This window comes from Streptomyces sp. NPDC006261 (assembly GCF_040613515.1).
In the GTDB taxonomy this organism is placed as follows: Bacteria; Actinomycetota; Actinomycetes; order Streptomycetales; family Streptomycetaceae; genus Streptomyces.
Window position 1 is genome coordinate 28,962 of the sequence record NZ_JBEXSI010000055.1, and the last position, 15,256, is coordinate 44,217.

Genomic DNA, 15,256 nt, shown 5'->3' on the forward strand with positions numbered 1-15,256 from the left:
AGCCCGCGGGCCCGTTCGCCCGGGGCTGTCGCGGCGTCAGCGACGCTTCTGTGCGCGGCGGTTGTTCAGTTCCTCCACTGCCCCTGGCGCGTCGCCGACGGTCGTGTAGTCGACCGCGACGAAGTTCACCGGGCTGCCACGCTCGGCCTCGCAGGCCCGGGCCCGCTCCAGCAGCCAGTCACGGGAGTTGATCCGGCCCGCGTCCAGGCGGCTGCCGCCCCCGTTCGTGACGAAGTGGTTGAGCAGGAAGAGACGCTTGCCGGTGCCGCCGCGGTTCGGTCGGCAGCTCATCTGGTCGGGGTCGCGGAAGGCGAACGGGGTCTCCATCCCGTACCGGTAGAAGTTGCGGTACCAGGGCGCCGGGCCGTCCGCCTTCTCGGCGAACACCACCAGCCGCCGGCCGCCGTCGATCATCTCCTCCAGCGTGGGCCACGGCTCGTCGGGGTCCTCGGACGGAGTGTGGAGCAGTCCACCGAGCCCCGCCCGGCGGAACGCCTCGGCGGTCTCCTCGGCGCCGATGTCGTCCTGGACGATCAGCGTCACGATCTCGGCGGGGTGGGCGCGCAGCCAGGAGCCGATGTCCTCCAGGGCCGGGCGCAGTTCGATCGCGCCGGCCCGGCAGACGCTGTGGCAGAGCCAGAGGCCCTCGCGCGGCGGGTTGGCCTTGTCGATCGCGGCGGAGATGAGCCGGCGCTGCTCGGGGGTGAACTCCGGGTTGCCGAGTCGTGCGGCGATGTCCTGCGGGCTCTCCCAGTGGTACGTGTCCAGCATCAGGGCCCGGACACCGGTGTTGAGCTGGGTGGTGATGTCGGGGTCCTGGAGGGGGCCGATGAACCGGTCGGCGGTGGTGGACATGGCGTTGTGGGCCGTGAGGTGGGCGACCTCGTCGTACCGCAGCCCGCAGAGTTCGGTACTGCCCTGGCAGCGGCGGGGCGCGGACGGGGCGAGTACGGGCGGGACGAGCAGGGCGCCCGCCAGCGCGGCGCAGGTCACGCCTGCGGCCACTGTCCGTACGGCGGTGGGGGTGGGCGGTGTGCGCGGGCGCACCAGGAAGGCCCAGCCGGTGGCCGTGAGGAGGGCTCCGCCGACGAGGGCCGTGAGGGCGGCGGTCAGTCCGGTGTCCACCGCCTGATCCAGGGCGTTGCGCTGGAGGTCCTCGACGAGGGCGGTGACGCTCGGCGGCCAGGAGGCCGGGATGGTGAGGAACCGGCCACCGGTGACCGGCCGGGTCAGCAGGACGGCCGCCGCCGCGAGGATCCCGCCGCAGGCGACCGCCTGCCCCAGCACCATCAGCCGCCGGGCGGAGGCCCCGGGCCCGGTGGCCCAGAGCACGGCGAGGGAGGTCAGGGCCAGGACGGTCGCGAGGACCTGGAGCTGGGTCAGCCGCTGGACGCGCTCGCGCGCCTGTTCCAGGGCGCCGAGGTCGTTGCCCGCCGCCGTCAGGGTCGCGGTGAGATCCCACGTACCTCCCTGGAGCGTGGTGCGCAGATCGGCGGCGGCGGTCCCTGAACCGTCGGCGAGCGCGGCGGCCGCCGTGGTCGCCAGCGCGGTCGAGACGTCACCCCTGCCCAGCGCCACCTCCACATCGGGGCGCAGCTCCGTCCGGTCCCGCTCGGGCACCAGCCTCAGCAGGGCGTCGGTGGCGCGGGCCGCCTGGTCGTCGGTGAGCGGCAGGGCGGGCAGGGTGGGCGCGCGGCCCTCCTTGAGGGCTTCGAGCGCCGCGGTGAGGTCGTCGGTGAACCGGGCGAAGTCCGGTTCCTCCTGATCCTGGAGGCTGGCCACCAGGTCACCGAAGTAGATACGGGCGAGGTCGGCCAGGTTCCGCAGCACCGGGTCGATGTCCACGTCCAGCCGGAGTTCGTCGGTGTCGCCACGCAGGTAGTCGGTGAGTGCGTGGATCTGCTGGTCGGTCAAGGAGCGGACCGTCGCAGGGGGCAGGACGACCTTGATGTTGGAGGTCACGAGCGCCTCGGGCACGGGCAGATGGGCGAGGAGGTCACGGGTGACCGGGGCGATCGACGGGTCGACGAGCACCTCGCTGTAGAGGCGGTCGTACGCCGACTCCTCGTCCAGGACCGATCGGTAGTAGCCCGGCGACAGGACGGTGGCGCGGACCGTCGAGGTGATCGCCACCGTCAGCACGCTGACCGCCGCCAGCACGAACGCCACCACGCGCACCGCCCGGCGGGCCCGGCCCGGGGACATGGGGCCGGGCTCCGGGGGAAACGGGTACTCCATCGGTGCGGCGATCACTCACTCAGCCTATGCGGATTGTCAGCTTTTATGCATGAATGATGAGATTCGTTCAGTGAGGAGCTCCGCCGTGCACTCCCTCCATCTGGCCGTGCTGATGACGAGTCACAACCGGCGCGCGAGGACCCTGTCGGCGCTGAGCGCCCTGCAGAGCCAGCAGGGCCTGCCGGCCCACGCCACGCTGGGCGTGCACCTGGTGGACGCGGGCTCCACCGACGGTACTCCGGAGGCCGTCCGCCTCCTCCATCCGTCCGTCGAGGTCATGTCGGTGGGCGCGGACGTCCCCCGTAACCAGGCGATGCGCATCGCCAGCCGCAACAGCCGCAGCGGCGGGGGAGGCGGCGGCTCGCACCGCGGCAGACCGGGCGGCCCGAGCCACCGGTGGACGCACCAGCTGTGGCTCGACGACGGGGTCGACCTGTACCCGGACGCCCTCGCGCGGCTCATGGGCGCCGCGGACGCCGTCGGGGCCGGGGCGGTCGTCGTCGGGGCGGTCCGTGGAGCGGACGGGGCCACGGTGTACTCCGGGCGGCGCGGCAGGTTCCTCGCGCTCGTGGAGCCCGGCGGGGAGCACCCCGAGCCGTGCGACACGTACGACGGCCGGGTGGTGCTGCTCTCGCGGGCCGCGTACGACCTGGTCGGGGACCTCGACAAGGTCTTCCGCCACCGGATGGGCGACTACGACCACGGGTTCCGCGCCCGGCGGGCCGGGGTGCCCGCGTTCGTCGCCCCGTGGCCCGTCGGCGTGTGCGCGCAGGGGCCGGACGTCCCCGGCTCCAGGGAGCCGGGGATCGGGGTGCGCGAGGCGCTGCGCCGGGTGACCTCCGTACGGGAGCTGCCGCCGCGCCAGTGGTGGGTGTACTGCCTGCGCCACACCTGGCCCTGGGCGCCGTTCCTGATGGTGTCCCCGTACGCGCGGACGGTGGCCCGGGCCACGCTCGGGCGATGGCGGGCGTGATGAGCGCCGGCTGGGGCCTTCGCGTCAGCTCCTGTCGGCGGTGAGGCCGACGGCGGAACGGCCGGTGGGCGGCGGGGGCACGGTGGGGCGGCCGGCGGGGGTCCTCGCCGGCCCGGCGGCTGCCGGTGCGGGGGGCGTGGGCGGTGCGGTCGGCGCAGCCGTGCCGGTGGCCGGACGGCGGGCGGCGGTCCGGGGCGGAGCTACGTACGCCGGGATCCTCAGCAGGGCGAGGACGACCAGGGCGCTGCCCGCCGGCGGTACGAGGGCGAAGGCGGCGTGCAGCGTCCCCGCGTACACCAGCGTGCCCGTCGCCACCGCCGCAGCCGCCCACACGCCGAGGACGACGGCCGTCCCGGGCACGGTGACGCGGATCCGGCGCAGGCGGTGGGTGATGTGGTCGCCGCTGTCCTGGAGCAGGGGGCGCGAGGCGCGGCGGCGGGAGGTCAGGACGAGGGCGGTGTCGGCGAGGGCGACGGTCGCGAGGACGGGCAGCGCGGCCCAGGCGGCGCGTTCCGGCGGGGCCGCCGCGTGGATCAGCGCGCCGGAGGAGGCGAGGACGAAGCCGGTGAAGAGGGAGGCGGACGCGCCGGGGCGGACGCGCGCGGGGTGCCAGTTGTGCAGCAGGAAGCCGATGAGCCCGGCGAGCAGGGCGGCGGGCAGCAGGGCGAGCCCGGACCGGCCGTCGACGGCCGCGCAGGCGAGCAGCCCGGCGGCGGTGACGGCGCCGACGGTCGCCAGGGCTCCGTCGGAGGTGTCGAGCAGGGCGAAGGCCTGCGTGACGAGGAGGATCCAGATCACGGCCAGGACGCCCGCCACCGGCGACAGCCCGGCCAGGCACACGGCGAGTGTGGCGGCGGCCGTCTGGACCGCCGCCCGCAGGGGGACGCCGAGCGGCCGCACATCGTGGACGAGCCCCAGGGCGGCCACGATCCCGGCCCCGGCCAGCAGTCCGGTGACGGCCCGTGTCCCGCCGCCCGCCGCGCCGAGTGCCGAGCCGGCGGCGGCAGCCGAACCGACGCCGATGACGACCGTCGCGCCGCCCATTCTGCGCACCACCCCGGCACGCGAGGGGCGCCCGCCCGGCTCACGGCCGATGCCGGAGCGGAGCGCCGTACGGCGGACGCCCTTGGCGAGTACGACCGTGATGAACAGCGCGGCCACACCGGAGGCGATGATCCCAAGCACGTTCACCTGCCCTGCCTTTCCTCGTTCGTGAACAGCGGCGCGCGGGGGCGCCGGGCGACCGGTGGACCACGGCGACCCGGCGCGCGTCCGGCTTCGGTGCCGGGGTGACGTAGGACGCCAGTCGAGTGGCGGTTCCCCCCAACCTACGGGGCCGATGTCCCTATTCGCCCTGAATAACACGAAAAAGGAGGTGATTCCCTGATCTGGTGACCGGGAGCACGGAGGGCCGAAACCCTCACCCCCGCGCCTCAGGCGCGCAGGACCTCCCGTGTGTCCCGGCCGTCCACGTACGTCGTCACGATCTCGATGTCACCGATCCGCATGGGGTCGACGCGGTGCGGGTCGTCGCCGAGGACCACCAAGTCGGCGCGCCTGCCCGGGGAGAGGGTGCCCGCCGTGTCGTCCCAGCGGCAGACGTGGGCGCCGGCGACCGTGTACGCGCGTACGGCCTCCGCGACATCGATCGCCTCGTCGCCACCGATGATCCGGCCCGACGCGGAGGCCCGTTCGACCATGAACTGGATCGCCCGCAGCGGGGAGCCGTCGGTGACGGGCCGGTCGGAGGAGCCGACGAGGGTGACGCCGTGGTCCAGGAACCCCCGGCCGCGGTACATCCAGCCGGCCCGCCGCTCCCCCATCACCGTCGCGTGGTCGTCGCCGAAGTACCGCAGGAAGTTGGGCTGGACCACCGCGCTCACGCCGAGCTCGGCGAAGCGGGGCAGCTGGTCGGGGCGGATGAGGCCGGCGTGTTCGATGCGGTGGCGCGCCTCGGGCCGGGGCTTCAGCTTCTGGGCGCGTTCCAGGGCGTCCAGGGCGAGGTCGGCGGCGCGGTCCCCGATGGCGTGGACGGCGAGCTGCCAGCCGGCGAGGTGTCCGTCGACGATGAGGCGGGTGAGCCGGCCGGGGTCGTCCTGGAGTGCTCGATCGCGTCGGCGAGCTCCTCCTGGGAGTACGGCAGCCGCAGCCGGCGGGCGGCGGTCATGGCACTCTCGGCGAGGAAGCCCTCCTCGTGCTCCACGTCGGCCGGCAGCAGGTCCAGCACGGCGGTGTTGACGACGCAGGCGTGTCCGGAGTCGTGCATCAGGAGGATCCTGCGGCCGTGGCTGACCCGGTCCAGTTCGGCGGCGGACAGGTGGCGGCCCAGCGCCCGCTGGTCGTAACGGGCGATATCCAGCCAGGCTCCGGGAGGCGCGGGGCGCCGGGCGGCCTCGTCCACGACGGCGAGGATGTCCTCGATCCGCGTGCACGGGGCGATGCTCGGCGTACGGGACTTCAACCCGGCCCAGGCCAGGTGGACATGGCTGTCGATGAAGCCGGGCAGCACGGTGGCGCCATGGAGATCGACCACCTCGCGGACCGGGAGGGCGGTCACCGCCTCGTCCACGCCGACGATCCGGCCCCGCCAGATACCCAGATCGCGGGCGACGGGGTGGTGGGGGTCCATCGTGAGGATGCGGGCGTTCGTCAGCCTCGTACAGAGCATGGAGGTCCCTCCCCGTCGCGGTCGGACCCACGGCGCACGGCCGGAGAGCGGGCCGGGCCAAGCTACCCCGCAGGCCCCCGCCTGTCGACGGCATGGTGCGATTCCGGCCTACCTGAGCCCTCAACCCTGCTGTGAATCTTGGGCCGTTGTGCTCTTAGGTAAGCCTTGCTTTACTGGGCGCCGGTCATCGCTCTTCCAAGGAGGCACCTCCATGCGGGTCGTCATGTTCGGTTACCAGACCTGGGGGCACCGCACCCTGCAAGCACTGCTGGACTCCGAGCACGACGTGGTGACGGTCGTGACGCACCCGAGAAGCGAGCACGCCTACGAGAAGATCTGGAGCGACTCCGTGGCCGATCTGGCGGAGAAGCACGGGATCCCCGTGATCATCCGCAACCGGCCGGACGACGAACTGGTGGACCGCCTCAAGGAGGTGGCCCCGGACATCATCGTGGCCAACAACTGGCGGACGTGGATGCCGCCGGAGATCTACGACCTGCCGGTCCACGGCACGCTGAACATCCACGACTCCCTGCTGCCCGCCTACGCGGGCTTCTCGCCGCTGATCTGGGCGCTCATCAACGGCGAGCGGGAAGTCGGCGTCACGGCCCACCTGATGGACGAGGAGCTCGACGCGGGCGACATCGTCGTCCAGAGGTCGGTCGCCGTCGGACCGGCGGACACGGCCACCGACCTCTTCCACCGTACGGTCGACCTCATAGCCCCGGTCACCACCGAGGCGCTGGGCCTGATCGCCTCAGGGCAGACCGAGTTCACCCGGCAGGACCGCTCGAAGGCCAGCTTCTTCCACAAGCGGGCCGAGGAGGACATCCGTATCGACTGGAGCTGGCCGGCACAGGACCTGGAGCGCCTGATCCGCGCCCAGTCCGCTCCGTACCCGAGCGCCTTCACCTTCCACAAGGGGCAGCGGCTCGAAGTCGTGTCCGCTGTCGTGTCCGAGGGCCGTTACGGCGGAACCCCGGGCCGGATCTTCTACCGCGAGGGCGACGGCGTCGTGATCGTCGCCGGAGCCGATGCCCGAACCGGCCGCAACCACGGTCTGGCCATCACCCGCGTACGCACCGGGGACGGCCGCGAACTACCCGCGGCCGGGTACTTCACCTCGATGGGCGGCTATCTCACCGGCCGCCCCTGACGATCGGGACCCTCACCCATGCGTACCGCACGTGCCCGGCACTACCTCATGTGCCGGCCCACCTACTTCGACGTGGTCTACTCCATCAACCCGTGGATGGACCCGAAGAAGCCTGTCGACACTCCGCTGGCCATCGCCCAGTGGGAGCGACTGCGCGAGGTCTACCTGAGCCTCGGGCACACCGTCGACACCATCGAACCCGTCCACGGGCTCCCCGACATGGTCTTCGCCGCCAACGGCGCCACGGTCGTCGACGGACGCGCCCTCGTGGCACGCTTCCGTGACGCCGAGCGGATGGCCGAGGGTCCGGCGTACCACGGCTGGCTGCGCGACAACGGCTTCCCCGACCTGCGCACGGCGAGCGTCGTCAACGAAGGGGAGGGCGACTACCTGCTCGTGGGCGAGCTCCTGCTCGCCGGTACGGGGTTCCGCAGCGATCCCCGTTCCCACGACGAGGCCCAGGAGTTCTTCGGCCGCCCGGTGATCGGGCTGATGCTCGTCGACCCCGACTACTACCACCTGGACACCGCCCTCACGGTGCTCGACGAGAAGACGATCGCCTACTACCCGGGGGCCTTCTCCCCCGGCAGCCTGGCCGTGCTGCAACGCCTGTTCCCGGACGCCGTGCTCGCCTCGGCGGAGGACGCGGCGGTGTTCGGGCTCAACGCCACGTCGGACGGGCTGAACGTGGTCCTGCCGCAGAACGCCACCGCTCTCGCCGATCAGCTCCGCGACCGCGGCTTCCGCCCGGTCGGTGTGGATCTGTCCGAACTCCTCAAGGCGGGCGGCAGCGTGAAGTGCTGCACGCTGGAGCTCCGGCCGGCGCGCTGACCGGCGGCTCCCTGACTCCCCCGTCCGGGTCGACGGCCTGGGCGGGGGCGGGCGGTTCCCCCGCATGAACCTCTTCCGGAACGTGCTAAACTCAACGCCTTGAGCCTCGCAGCGCGTAACGACCGCTCGGGTGGTGTACTCCCCCAGGGTTTTCGCGTGCGTGCCGATCGACTGGTTCCCTGGTCCTGCTGCGCCGGCGCGGGGCGTCGGCGTCGTGGAGGAGCGGTACAGGCGTGATCGGAACCTCTGTCAAGTGGTGGCCACGACGTTCCTGGCGTGCGGGGGCGCCATTCGGACCGCGATCAGAGCGACGTCGTCCGAACCGCCCGCGGCCATGCCTTCCAGGATCTCGTCGCAGAACGTCGTGAGCGGCTCACGGGCCAGGGCCGCCGCGTGCTGCCGCAGACGCGCCAAGCCTCGGTCCAGGTCTTCCTCGCGGCGCTCGACGAGGCCGTCGGTGTAGAGCAGCACGGTCGAGCTGGGCGGCAGGATGTCGGTCGCGTCGGGGCGATGGACCTCGGCATCGACCCCGAGCATGAGGCTGCGGCCGCCCGTGAAGAAGCGGGTCTCGCCGTCGTGCGTCACGAGCAGGGGCGCCGGGTGGCCCGCGACCGCGTAGTGCAACAGCCACGGCTCGTCCGCGCCCAGCCGTTCGACCAGCGCGTAGATGCAGGTCAGCGTCTGGTGGGGGTAGAGGATGTGATGCGCCGCGTCCAGCCGGGCGAGGATCTTGCCGGGCGGTTCCTTGCGGTCGCAGGCGATGCCTCGGAGCATGTTGCGCGTCTGGCTCATCATGACCGCGGCCCGCAGATCATGTCCCGCCATATCGCCGATGATCAGTGTCATGGCACCGTCCGGCAGCACGAAGGCGTCATACCAGTCGCCGCCCACCCGGGCGGTGGCACTCGCCGGCTGGTAGCGGGCCGCCACGTCGAGCGGCCCGTCCGTGGGCAGGTCGGGCAGCAGGGAGCGCTGCAGCCGCTCTGCCGTGTGCTGTGCCTCCGCGTGCAGGTGCGCGTTGTCGACGGCCAGCGCCACCCGGTGGGCGAGATCCTCGACGAGGGGGAGGGCGTCCTCGGTCAGCCGGGCCTCCCTGCGGGTACGGGCTAGGGTCAGCACACCGAGCACCTGACGCCGGGCTCTCAGCGGGGCGACGACAGCCGTATCGGCCGCCAGACGCTCGAAGAGTTCCTTCTCCCGGGAGCACAGGGGGTCGTCCGCGTCCTTCGGCGGGGGAAAGTCGGTGAGCAGGACGGGCCCCACACCCAGCAGCGCGCGGGCGACCGAGGCCGCGGAGCCCTCGGCCGGGGGCAGCAGCCCCTCGTCCAGGCCCGGCGGGGTCACGTCGGCGTCCCGGTGCTCGACGACGAGCCTGCGCAGCCGCCCCCGCTCGTCGAGCAGGTCGACCGCGCACCAGTCGGCAAGGCCCGGAATGAGCGTGCGGCAGAGCCGACGGAGCCCCTGGTCCACCTCGAGCGTGCTGGAAAGGGCCTCTGCCGCATTGATGAGCAGGGTGAGCCGGTCCAGGGCGTGCTGGACCTCCTCGTCGACCTCGAAGGGGTCCGCGCCGTCCGTGCCCCGCTCCGGACCGGAGCCCTGGTGAGGCGGGCCGGCCGCGTCATCCTGCGTCGGGCACATACCGGGTCCTGCCTCTCTCCCACGTGACCACCGGAGACCTGGGCCGCCGGGCACCTTCAGTCTCCAGCACGCCGCTGCGCCGGGCACGTGGGCGACGGCGGCCGGCGGCGCTTCGGCAGGCGGTCATCTCCGCATGTTTCACGAGGCACGTACCGGGAACCCGGCTCACCCGTGCACATCGGGGAGCCGGACCGTGAGCGAACGTTCGGACCCGAAGCGAGGAGAGACGATGCCTGACATCTCTGGCGGGCCCCTGAACCGGCGTGCCCCCGGCCCTCCCCTGCGCGGGCGGGTCGCGGTAGTCACCGGGGCAGCGCGCGGCATCGGCGAGGCGCTCTCCAGGCACCTCTCCGAGGCCGGCATGCACGTCGCCCTGATCGGACGGGAGGAGGAGACGCTGATGGCGGTCGCCGGCTCGCTGCCCGGCCGGAGCATCTGCGTGGAGGCAGACATCACCGACCGCAGGGCGCTCGCGGACGCCGCCCGTCGGGTGGAAGCCGAACTCGGTGCCGCCTCCGTGGTCGTCGCCAACGCGGGCATCGCCGTGAGCGGCCCGTTCGACCGCACAGCTCCCGAGCTGTGGCAACGGGTCATCGACGTCAACCTCATCGGTTCCGCCGGCACCGCCCGCGCGTTCCTGCCCCAGCTCACCGCGAGCCGCGGCTACTTCCTCCAGATCGCCTCCACCGCCGCGTTCGGGGCCGCGCCCATGATGAGCGCCTACTGCGCCTCCAAAGCAGGGGCGGAGTCCTTCGCCCTCGCCCTCCGCGGGGAGCTGGAACCGGGCGGAGTCCAGGTCGGCATCGCCTACCTGCACTGGACCGGTACGGACATGCTCACCGGCATCGACGACCACCCCGTCCTGGAGACTCTGCGGCGCAACCAGCCCCGTCCCGCTCGCCGCGTGCACTCCACCGACGAGGTCGCCCGATGGCTCACCCGGGGCATCACCCGCCGTGCGCCGAACATCTACTGCCCACCGTGGCTCCGCTGGTGCCAGCCGTTGCGTCCCCTGTTCCCCGCGCTCGTCGCCCGGATCACCCGCCGCGAGCTGCGGGAGCGGCCCAGCGACGAACTCTCCTCCCCCGTCGAAGTCCTCGGCGCCGGAGGGCGCGCTGACTGGGACTCCCACCGGACCTCTCCACACGACCGCTAGGCAGCCCATGGACGGCTGAACCGGTGCGGAGCGGGCCGCAGGCGTGGCGCCGGTCCGCCCCGCCCCGCCGCTCCGGTCACGGCGGCCGTACGCGGTGCCTGTCGCACCGAGTGCGCGGAGCCGCTTCCACCGGGCCTGCCGGGACGGCACCGCGACCCACCCGGGGAAGTCGTGCTTTCACGAGTGGGCAACCGTACGAACCGCGCGGCCGATCAGGGGGATCGAGCAGGGCGAGGGCTGCGGGACCACCGCGTCCATGACCCATGTGCGCAGCGAGGCGCGGTCATGCCTGGCCGCGGACGACGGCGACGGGGCAGTGGGCGTGGTGCAGCAGGGCCTGGCTGACCGACCCGAGCAGCAAGCCGGTGAAGCCACCGTGTCCCCGTGCGCCGACGACCAACAGCTGGGCGTCGCGGCTGGCCTCGATCAGGGCCGGGCGGATCCGGGAGCGCTCCAGTCGCCGCTCCACCCTGACCTGAGGAAAGTTCTTCCCGCAGGCGGCCACCGTCTCGTCCAGCAGGCGCTGCTCGGCCTCACGAAGCCGTTCGATATCCACCACCATGGCGTTGATGGGGTCGCCGGGGCCCTCGTAGGCGCGCTCGCTCCAGGTGTTCCAGACGTGCAGGGCCACCAGCGGCGCCCCGCGCAGAGCGGCCTCGGCGAACGCGAACTCCACCGCAGCCCCACCGGCCTCGGAGCCGTCCACGGCCAGCAGCACCGCACCGGCCGGATCGGGTCGGCCTCGCACCACCATCAGCGGGCACCGGCCGTGCGCGGCCAGGTGCACCGCGGTCGAGCCCAGCAGCAGTCCCGAGAACCCGCTCAGCCCCCGGCTGCCGACGACGGCCAAGGACGCCGACCGCGATTCGATCTCCATCACCTCCAGCGCCTCCCCGGCCACCACCGACCGAGTGACGGCCACGCCCGGTGCCGCCGCGTGCGCCCGTTCCTCGGCGACGGCGAGCGCCCCCTCGACCATCGGCTCAAGACCGCGGGCGGCCGGGCTCCACGGCGGCCCGCCGGCCGGCCGGTGGCCGGGCGTGTGGCCGGGCGCGTGGCCGAAAGCATGCACGATCCGCAGCGGGGCCTCACGCAGGCGCGCCTCACGAGCCGCCGCGTCGACCGCCTCAAGACTCGAGGCGGACCCGTCCACCCCTACGATCACCGGATCAGTCATTGCACTCTCCCGTCCTGCGCGCCGCCGATGCGCCGCTCCCTGCCCTCATCCTCGGCGCAGCCGCTCCGTTGCGCCCAGGGACCAACGGGCCGGCTTCAGGGCCGCTCGGCGGGGCCGAGTGGCCCTGAAGCCGTCGCGACTGAACGGGGCTGCGTGCCGGCCATGTGCCGTGCACGCCCTGCGGCGCCACCGCGTCCCTTCGGCAGTCCGCGTCAGCACCCGGCACACGCCGGCGAGCCCGCGCTGGGATGGGGTCAGTGCCGCGTGCCCGCCACCCGCACCACCGCGACCGGGCAGTGTGCGTGGTGCAGCAGGGCCTGGCTGACCGAGCCGAGCAGCAGCCCGGCGAACCCTCCGCGCCCTCGAGCGCCGACCACCATCAGCTGTGCGGAGCGGCTCGCGTCGATCAGCGCCTCGCGCGTTCGGCCGTGCACCACCCGGCGCTCCACCACCACGTCCGGATACCGTGCCCGGCAGCCCGCGAGCGCCTCGGACAGCAGCGTGTCCTCCTCCTCGGCGAGAGCGCCCGGCGGGTTGGCGTACGGCGCGGAAGCGTCCTGCGGAGCGGGCAGTGGCGCGTTCCACGTCGTCCAGGCGTGCAGCGCCACCAGCGGGGCCTTCCGCCGCTCCGCCGTGGCGAAGGCGAAGTCGACCGCCGGCTCGCCCGCGGCCGAGCCGTCGACACCCAGCACGACCGGACCGTCCGCGAGGGGCTGTTCGCGCACCACCAGCACCGGGCACCGCCCGTGTGCCACCAGGTGCACCGCCGTCGACCCGGTCAGCAGGCCGACGAACCCGCCCAGCCCCCGGGACCCCACCACGACCAGCTCGGCAGCACGGGACTCCGCCTCCAGAACGGGCAAGGGCTCGCCGGTCACCACGGCCTGGCTGACCTCGACATCCGGCGCCGCCGTCCGCGCACGTCCGACCGCCTCGGCCACCAGCCCCCCGGCCATCTTCCGAAGCCCGTCCTCGGACGGGTCCATCGGCGGCGGCCCCAACGGCGACGTGCCCCCCGGGGAAGGGCGAGGAAGGACGTACGTGACCGGCCAGACCAGCGCGTGCACCACCCGCAGCCTGGCCCCCCGCGCCCGCGCCTCCCGAGCCGCCGCCTCCACTGCGGCGTAACTCGACTCCGACCCGTCCACACCCACGACCACCAGACCACTCATCATGCCTCCTACGTCCGGACTGCCTGACTCTCGTGTCCCAAGCCCACCCCGCACATGCTCCTCCTGCCATGGGGCCTATGGGCCACTTCCAGGGCCGACCGGCCTGACACCCGCCTTCGACACAGCCGCTGCCGGCCGCCCGGGCGAGAGCCAGTGGTCGTGCGGAGGCCGTCCGGCCCTTCACGCCGGGCCCTCCTGGCCCTGCCGACCCGAGCGCAACACGAGCGAGAGTTGCCATGGGCCTCCGCGGCCGAGGCCGGAGCTTGAGCCGCCGCCCCCGGATGCCGAATACCCAGGGCACGGCGGTCGGGGCACCGAGCCGTACGACAGCGATTGCACGACGGACGGGATGAGTGCAGGTGGACGTCAACGAAGTGTTACTGCCGGGTGTGGGACTGCTCTACGAGTTCGTCAATCTGGAGGGCGACAGGGTCGGTGTGATCGCACGGCGCTCGGGCGATTTCGAACTGGCGGTCTACGGAGAAGAGGACCCGGATCAGGCACGGGCCGTGTTCCGGCTCACCGGCGAGGAGGCCGACGTCCTCGCCGAGATCCTGGGCGCGCCGCGTATCGCCGAGCGGTTCGCGGATCTGACCAGAGAAGTGCCCGGGCTCAGCGCCGGGCAGGTCGAGGTGGTCGCCGGTACCCCTCTCGTCGGCCGCCCGCTGGGAGAATCCAGGGCACGGACACGGACCGGCGCGTCGATCGTCGCGATCGTCCGTGGTGAGAAGGTCATCCCGTCCCCCGGTCCGGAGGAGGTCCTCAGAGCGGGGGACGTGCTGGTGGTGATCGGGACCCGCGAGGGAATCGCCGCCGTGGACCAGCTCGTCCGAGGCTGAGCGGATGCACATCTCGGTCGCCCTGCTGCTGGAGCTGGGCATCATCCTCACCTGCCTGAGCGTGCTCGGCACGCTGGCGCGGCGCTTCGCGCTGTCTCCGGTCCCGCTGTATCTCCTGGCCGGGCTGGCTCTGGGCGAGGGAGGAATCGCCCCGGTCCCGGCAGCCGGTGCCTTCGTGGAGACCGGCGCGGGCATCGGCGTCGTCCTTCTGCTGCTGGTACTCGGCCTCGAGTTCACCGTGCCGGAGTTCACGGTCAGTCTGCGCCGCCACCTGCCCTCGGCATGGGTCGATCTCGTACTGAACGCGACCCCCGGTGCGGTGGCGGGATGGCTGTTCGGGCTGGACGCCGGAGGGATCCTGGCGCTCGCCGGGGTGACCTACATCTCCTCCTCGGGAATCATCGCCCGGCTTCTGGGTGACCTGCGGAGGATGAGCAACCGGGAGACCCCCGCAGTGCTGTCCGTGCTGGTGCTGGAGGATTTCGCGATGGCCGCGTACCTCCCGCTGCTCGCCGTGGTGACTGCCGGAGGGACGTGGCAGCAGGCCCTGCTGGGAGTGCTGCTCGCCCTGGGCGCCGTCGCGGTGGCGCTCGCCATGTCCTACTGGTGGGGGCATCACCTGGGGCGACTGCTGTCGCACCCCGACGCGGAGCAGCTGCTGTTGCGCGTCCTCGGCGTGACGCTGGTCGTGGCGGCCCTCGCGGAGGCCGTCCACGTCTCGGCGGCGGTCGGCGCCTTCCTGATCGGGCTCTCCCTCACGGGCTCAGCGGCCGACCGGGCACGGAAGGTACTGAGCCCGCTGCGAGACCTGTTCGCCGCGGTGTTCTTCCTCGCCATCGGCCTGTCGATCCCACCGGACTCGCTGCTGCCGGTGCTTCCGGCCGCCCTGCTCCTGGCCGTGGTCACCGCCGCGACGAAGGTGGCATCCGGGTGGTACGCGGCGCGCCGCGAAGGAGTGGGACGCCGAGGACGGCTGCGGGCGGGTACCGCGCTCATCGCCCGGGGCGAGTTCTCCATCGTCATCATCGGCCTCATGGGCACCGGTCATGACCGGCTCGGCGCCCTCGTCGCCGCCTATGTCCTCCTGCTCGCCGTGGCCGGCCCCGTCATCACCCGCTTCGCCGGACCGCGCCCGTCCGGTGCGAGGCGCTCACCGCGCCGCAGCACGCCCGTGTCCTGATCCGCCAGAGGCCAAACGGCACCACGCCCCCCGCGCGGGGACGGCGTTCAGCCCAGGAGGACACCGTACGAGCCCGCGACGGAGCGGGCCAGGGCCGCGGCGGATTCGGCCGTGGGCACGCCCTTCGCACGCTGTCGGCCGTGTCGCGCTCCATGCGTCAGCTGATCCCGGCTGCTGGCCGACCGCACGGTGGACGGCATCACCGCCAACGTGGAGCGGGCCCGCGCC

The 15,256-nt window shown here is 73.0% G+C and carries 12 protein-coding genes and 1 pseudogene; 6 read left to right on the plus strand and 7 right to left on the minus strand.

Annotated features, from left to right (window positions below; genetic code table 11):
* Nucleotides 1-36 precede the first annotated feature (36 nt).
* Nucleotides 37-2,205, minus strand: a complete 2,169-nt coding sequence (locus tag ABZ154_RS28325; protein ID WP_356837218.1) for a PI-PLC domain-containing protein — start codon at nucleotides 2,203-2,205, stop codon at nucleotides 37-39.
* Nucleotides 2,206-2,323: 118 nt separating this feature from the next.
* Here ABZ154_RS28325 and ABZ154_RS28330 point away from each other — a divergent pair, with 118 nt between their 5' ends.
* Nucleotides 2,324-3,211: a glycosyltransferase family 2 protein gene (locus tag ABZ154_RS28330; RefSeq protein ID WP_356837196.1), complete on the plus strand. Its 888-nt coding sequence runs from the start codon at nucleotides 2,324-2,326 to the stop codon at nucleotides 3,209-3,211.
* Nucleotides 3,212-3,235: 24 nt separating this feature from the next.
* Here ABZ154_RS28330 and ABZ154_RS28335 read toward each other — a convergent pair whose 3' ends face one another.
* Both ABZ154_RS28335 and ABZ154_RS28340 read right to left on the minus strand, forming a co-directional pair.
* Nucleotides 3,236-4,402 carry an MraY family glycosyltransferase gene (locus tag ABZ154_RS28335; RefSeq protein ID WP_356837198.1) on the minus strand — a complete coding sequence of 389 codons (1,167 nt, stop codon included), beginning with the start codon at nucleotides 4,400-4,402 and terminating at the stop codon, nucleotides 3,236-3,238.
* A 242-nt stretch (nucleotides 4,403-4,644) separates the two neighbouring features.
* Nucleotides 4,645-5,879, minus strand: a pseudogene (locus ABZ154_RS28340) (amidohydrolase family protein).
* 211 nt (nucleotides 5,880-6,090) lie between these two features.
* Here ABZ154_RS28340 and ABZ154_RS28345 point away from each other — a divergent pair.
* Both ABZ154_RS28345 and ddaH read left to right on the plus strand, forming a co-directional pair.
* Nucleotides 6,091-7,035 (plus strand): methionyl-tRNA formyltransferase, encoded by a 945-nt coding sequence (locus tag ABZ154_RS28345; protein ID WP_356837200.1) that lies wholly within the window; start codon nucleotides 6,091-6,093, stop codon nucleotides 7,033-7,035.
* An 18-nt stretch (nucleotides 7,036-7,053) separates the two neighbouring features.
* On the plus strand, nucleotides 7,054-7,866 hold the full coding sequence (ddaH, locus tag ABZ154_RS28350; RefSeq protein WP_356837202.1) for a dimethylargininase: 813 nt from the start codon (nucleotides 7,054-7,056) through the stop codon (nucleotides 7,864-7,866).
* A gap of 249 nt (nucleotides 7,867-8,115) precedes the next feature.
* Here the strand turns inward: ddaH and ABZ154_RS28355 are convergent, their stop codons facing one another.
* Nucleotides 8,116-9,504 (minus strand): GAF domain-containing SpoIIE family protein phosphatase, encoded by a 1,389-nt coding sequence (locus ABZ154_RS28355; protein WP_356837204.1) that lies wholly within the window; start codon nucleotides 9,502-9,504, stop codon nucleotides 8,116-8,118.
* A 229-nt stretch (nucleotides 9,505-9,733) separates the two neighbouring features.
* Between ABZ154_RS28355 and ABZ154_RS28360 the strand changes: the two genes are divergently transcribed.
* Nucleotides 9,734-10,660: an SDR family oxidoreductase gene (locus ABZ154_RS28360; RefSeq protein ID WP_356837206.1), complete on the plus strand. Its 927-nt coding sequence runs from the start codon at nucleotides 9,734-9,736 to the stop codon at nucleotides 10,658-10,660.
* Nucleotides 10,661-10,943: 283 nt separating this feature from the next.
* Here ABZ154_RS28360 and ABZ154_RS28365 read toward each other — a convergent pair whose 3' ends face one another.
* Nucleotides 10,944-11,837 carry a universal stress protein gene (locus ABZ154_RS28365; protein WP_356837208.1) on the minus strand — a complete coding sequence of 298 codons (894 nt, stop codon included), beginning with the start codon at nucleotides 11,835-11,837 and terminating at the stop codon, nucleotides 10,944-10,946.
* A 254-nt stretch (nucleotides 11,838-12,091) separates the two neighbouring features.
* Nucleotides 12,092-13,009, minus strand: a complete 918-nt coding sequence (locus ABZ154_RS28370; RefSeq protein ID WP_356837220.1) for a universal stress protein — start codon at nucleotides 13,007-13,009, stop codon at nucleotides 12,092-12,094.
* A 359-nt stretch (nucleotides 13,010-13,368) separates the two neighbouring features.
* Between ABZ154_RS28370 and ABZ154_RS28375 the strand changes: the two genes are divergently transcribed.
* Together ABZ154_RS28375 and ABZ154_RS28380 are read left to right on the plus strand one after the other, a co-directional pair.
* Nucleotides 13,369-13,848 (plus strand): cation:proton antiporter regulatory subunit, encoded by a 480-nt coding sequence (locus ABZ154_RS28375; RefSeq protein ID WP_356837210.1) that lies wholly within the window; start codon nucleotides 13,369-13,371, stop codon nucleotides 13,846-13,848.
* A 4-nt stretch (nucleotides 13,849-13,852) separates the two neighbouring features.
* A complete protein-coding gene (locus ABZ154_RS28380; RefSeq protein ID WP_356837212.1) occupies nucleotides 13,853-15,028 on the plus strand; it encodes a cation:proton antiporter in 1,176 nt (391 codons plus the stop codon).
* A 47-nt stretch (nucleotides 15,029-15,075) separates the two neighbouring features.
* Here the strand turns inward: ABZ154_RS28380 and ABZ154_RS28385 are convergent.
* On the minus strand, nucleotides 15,076-15,256 hold a 181-nt coding region (locus ABZ154_RS28385; protein WP_356837214.1), incomplete at its 5' end, for a hypothetical protein.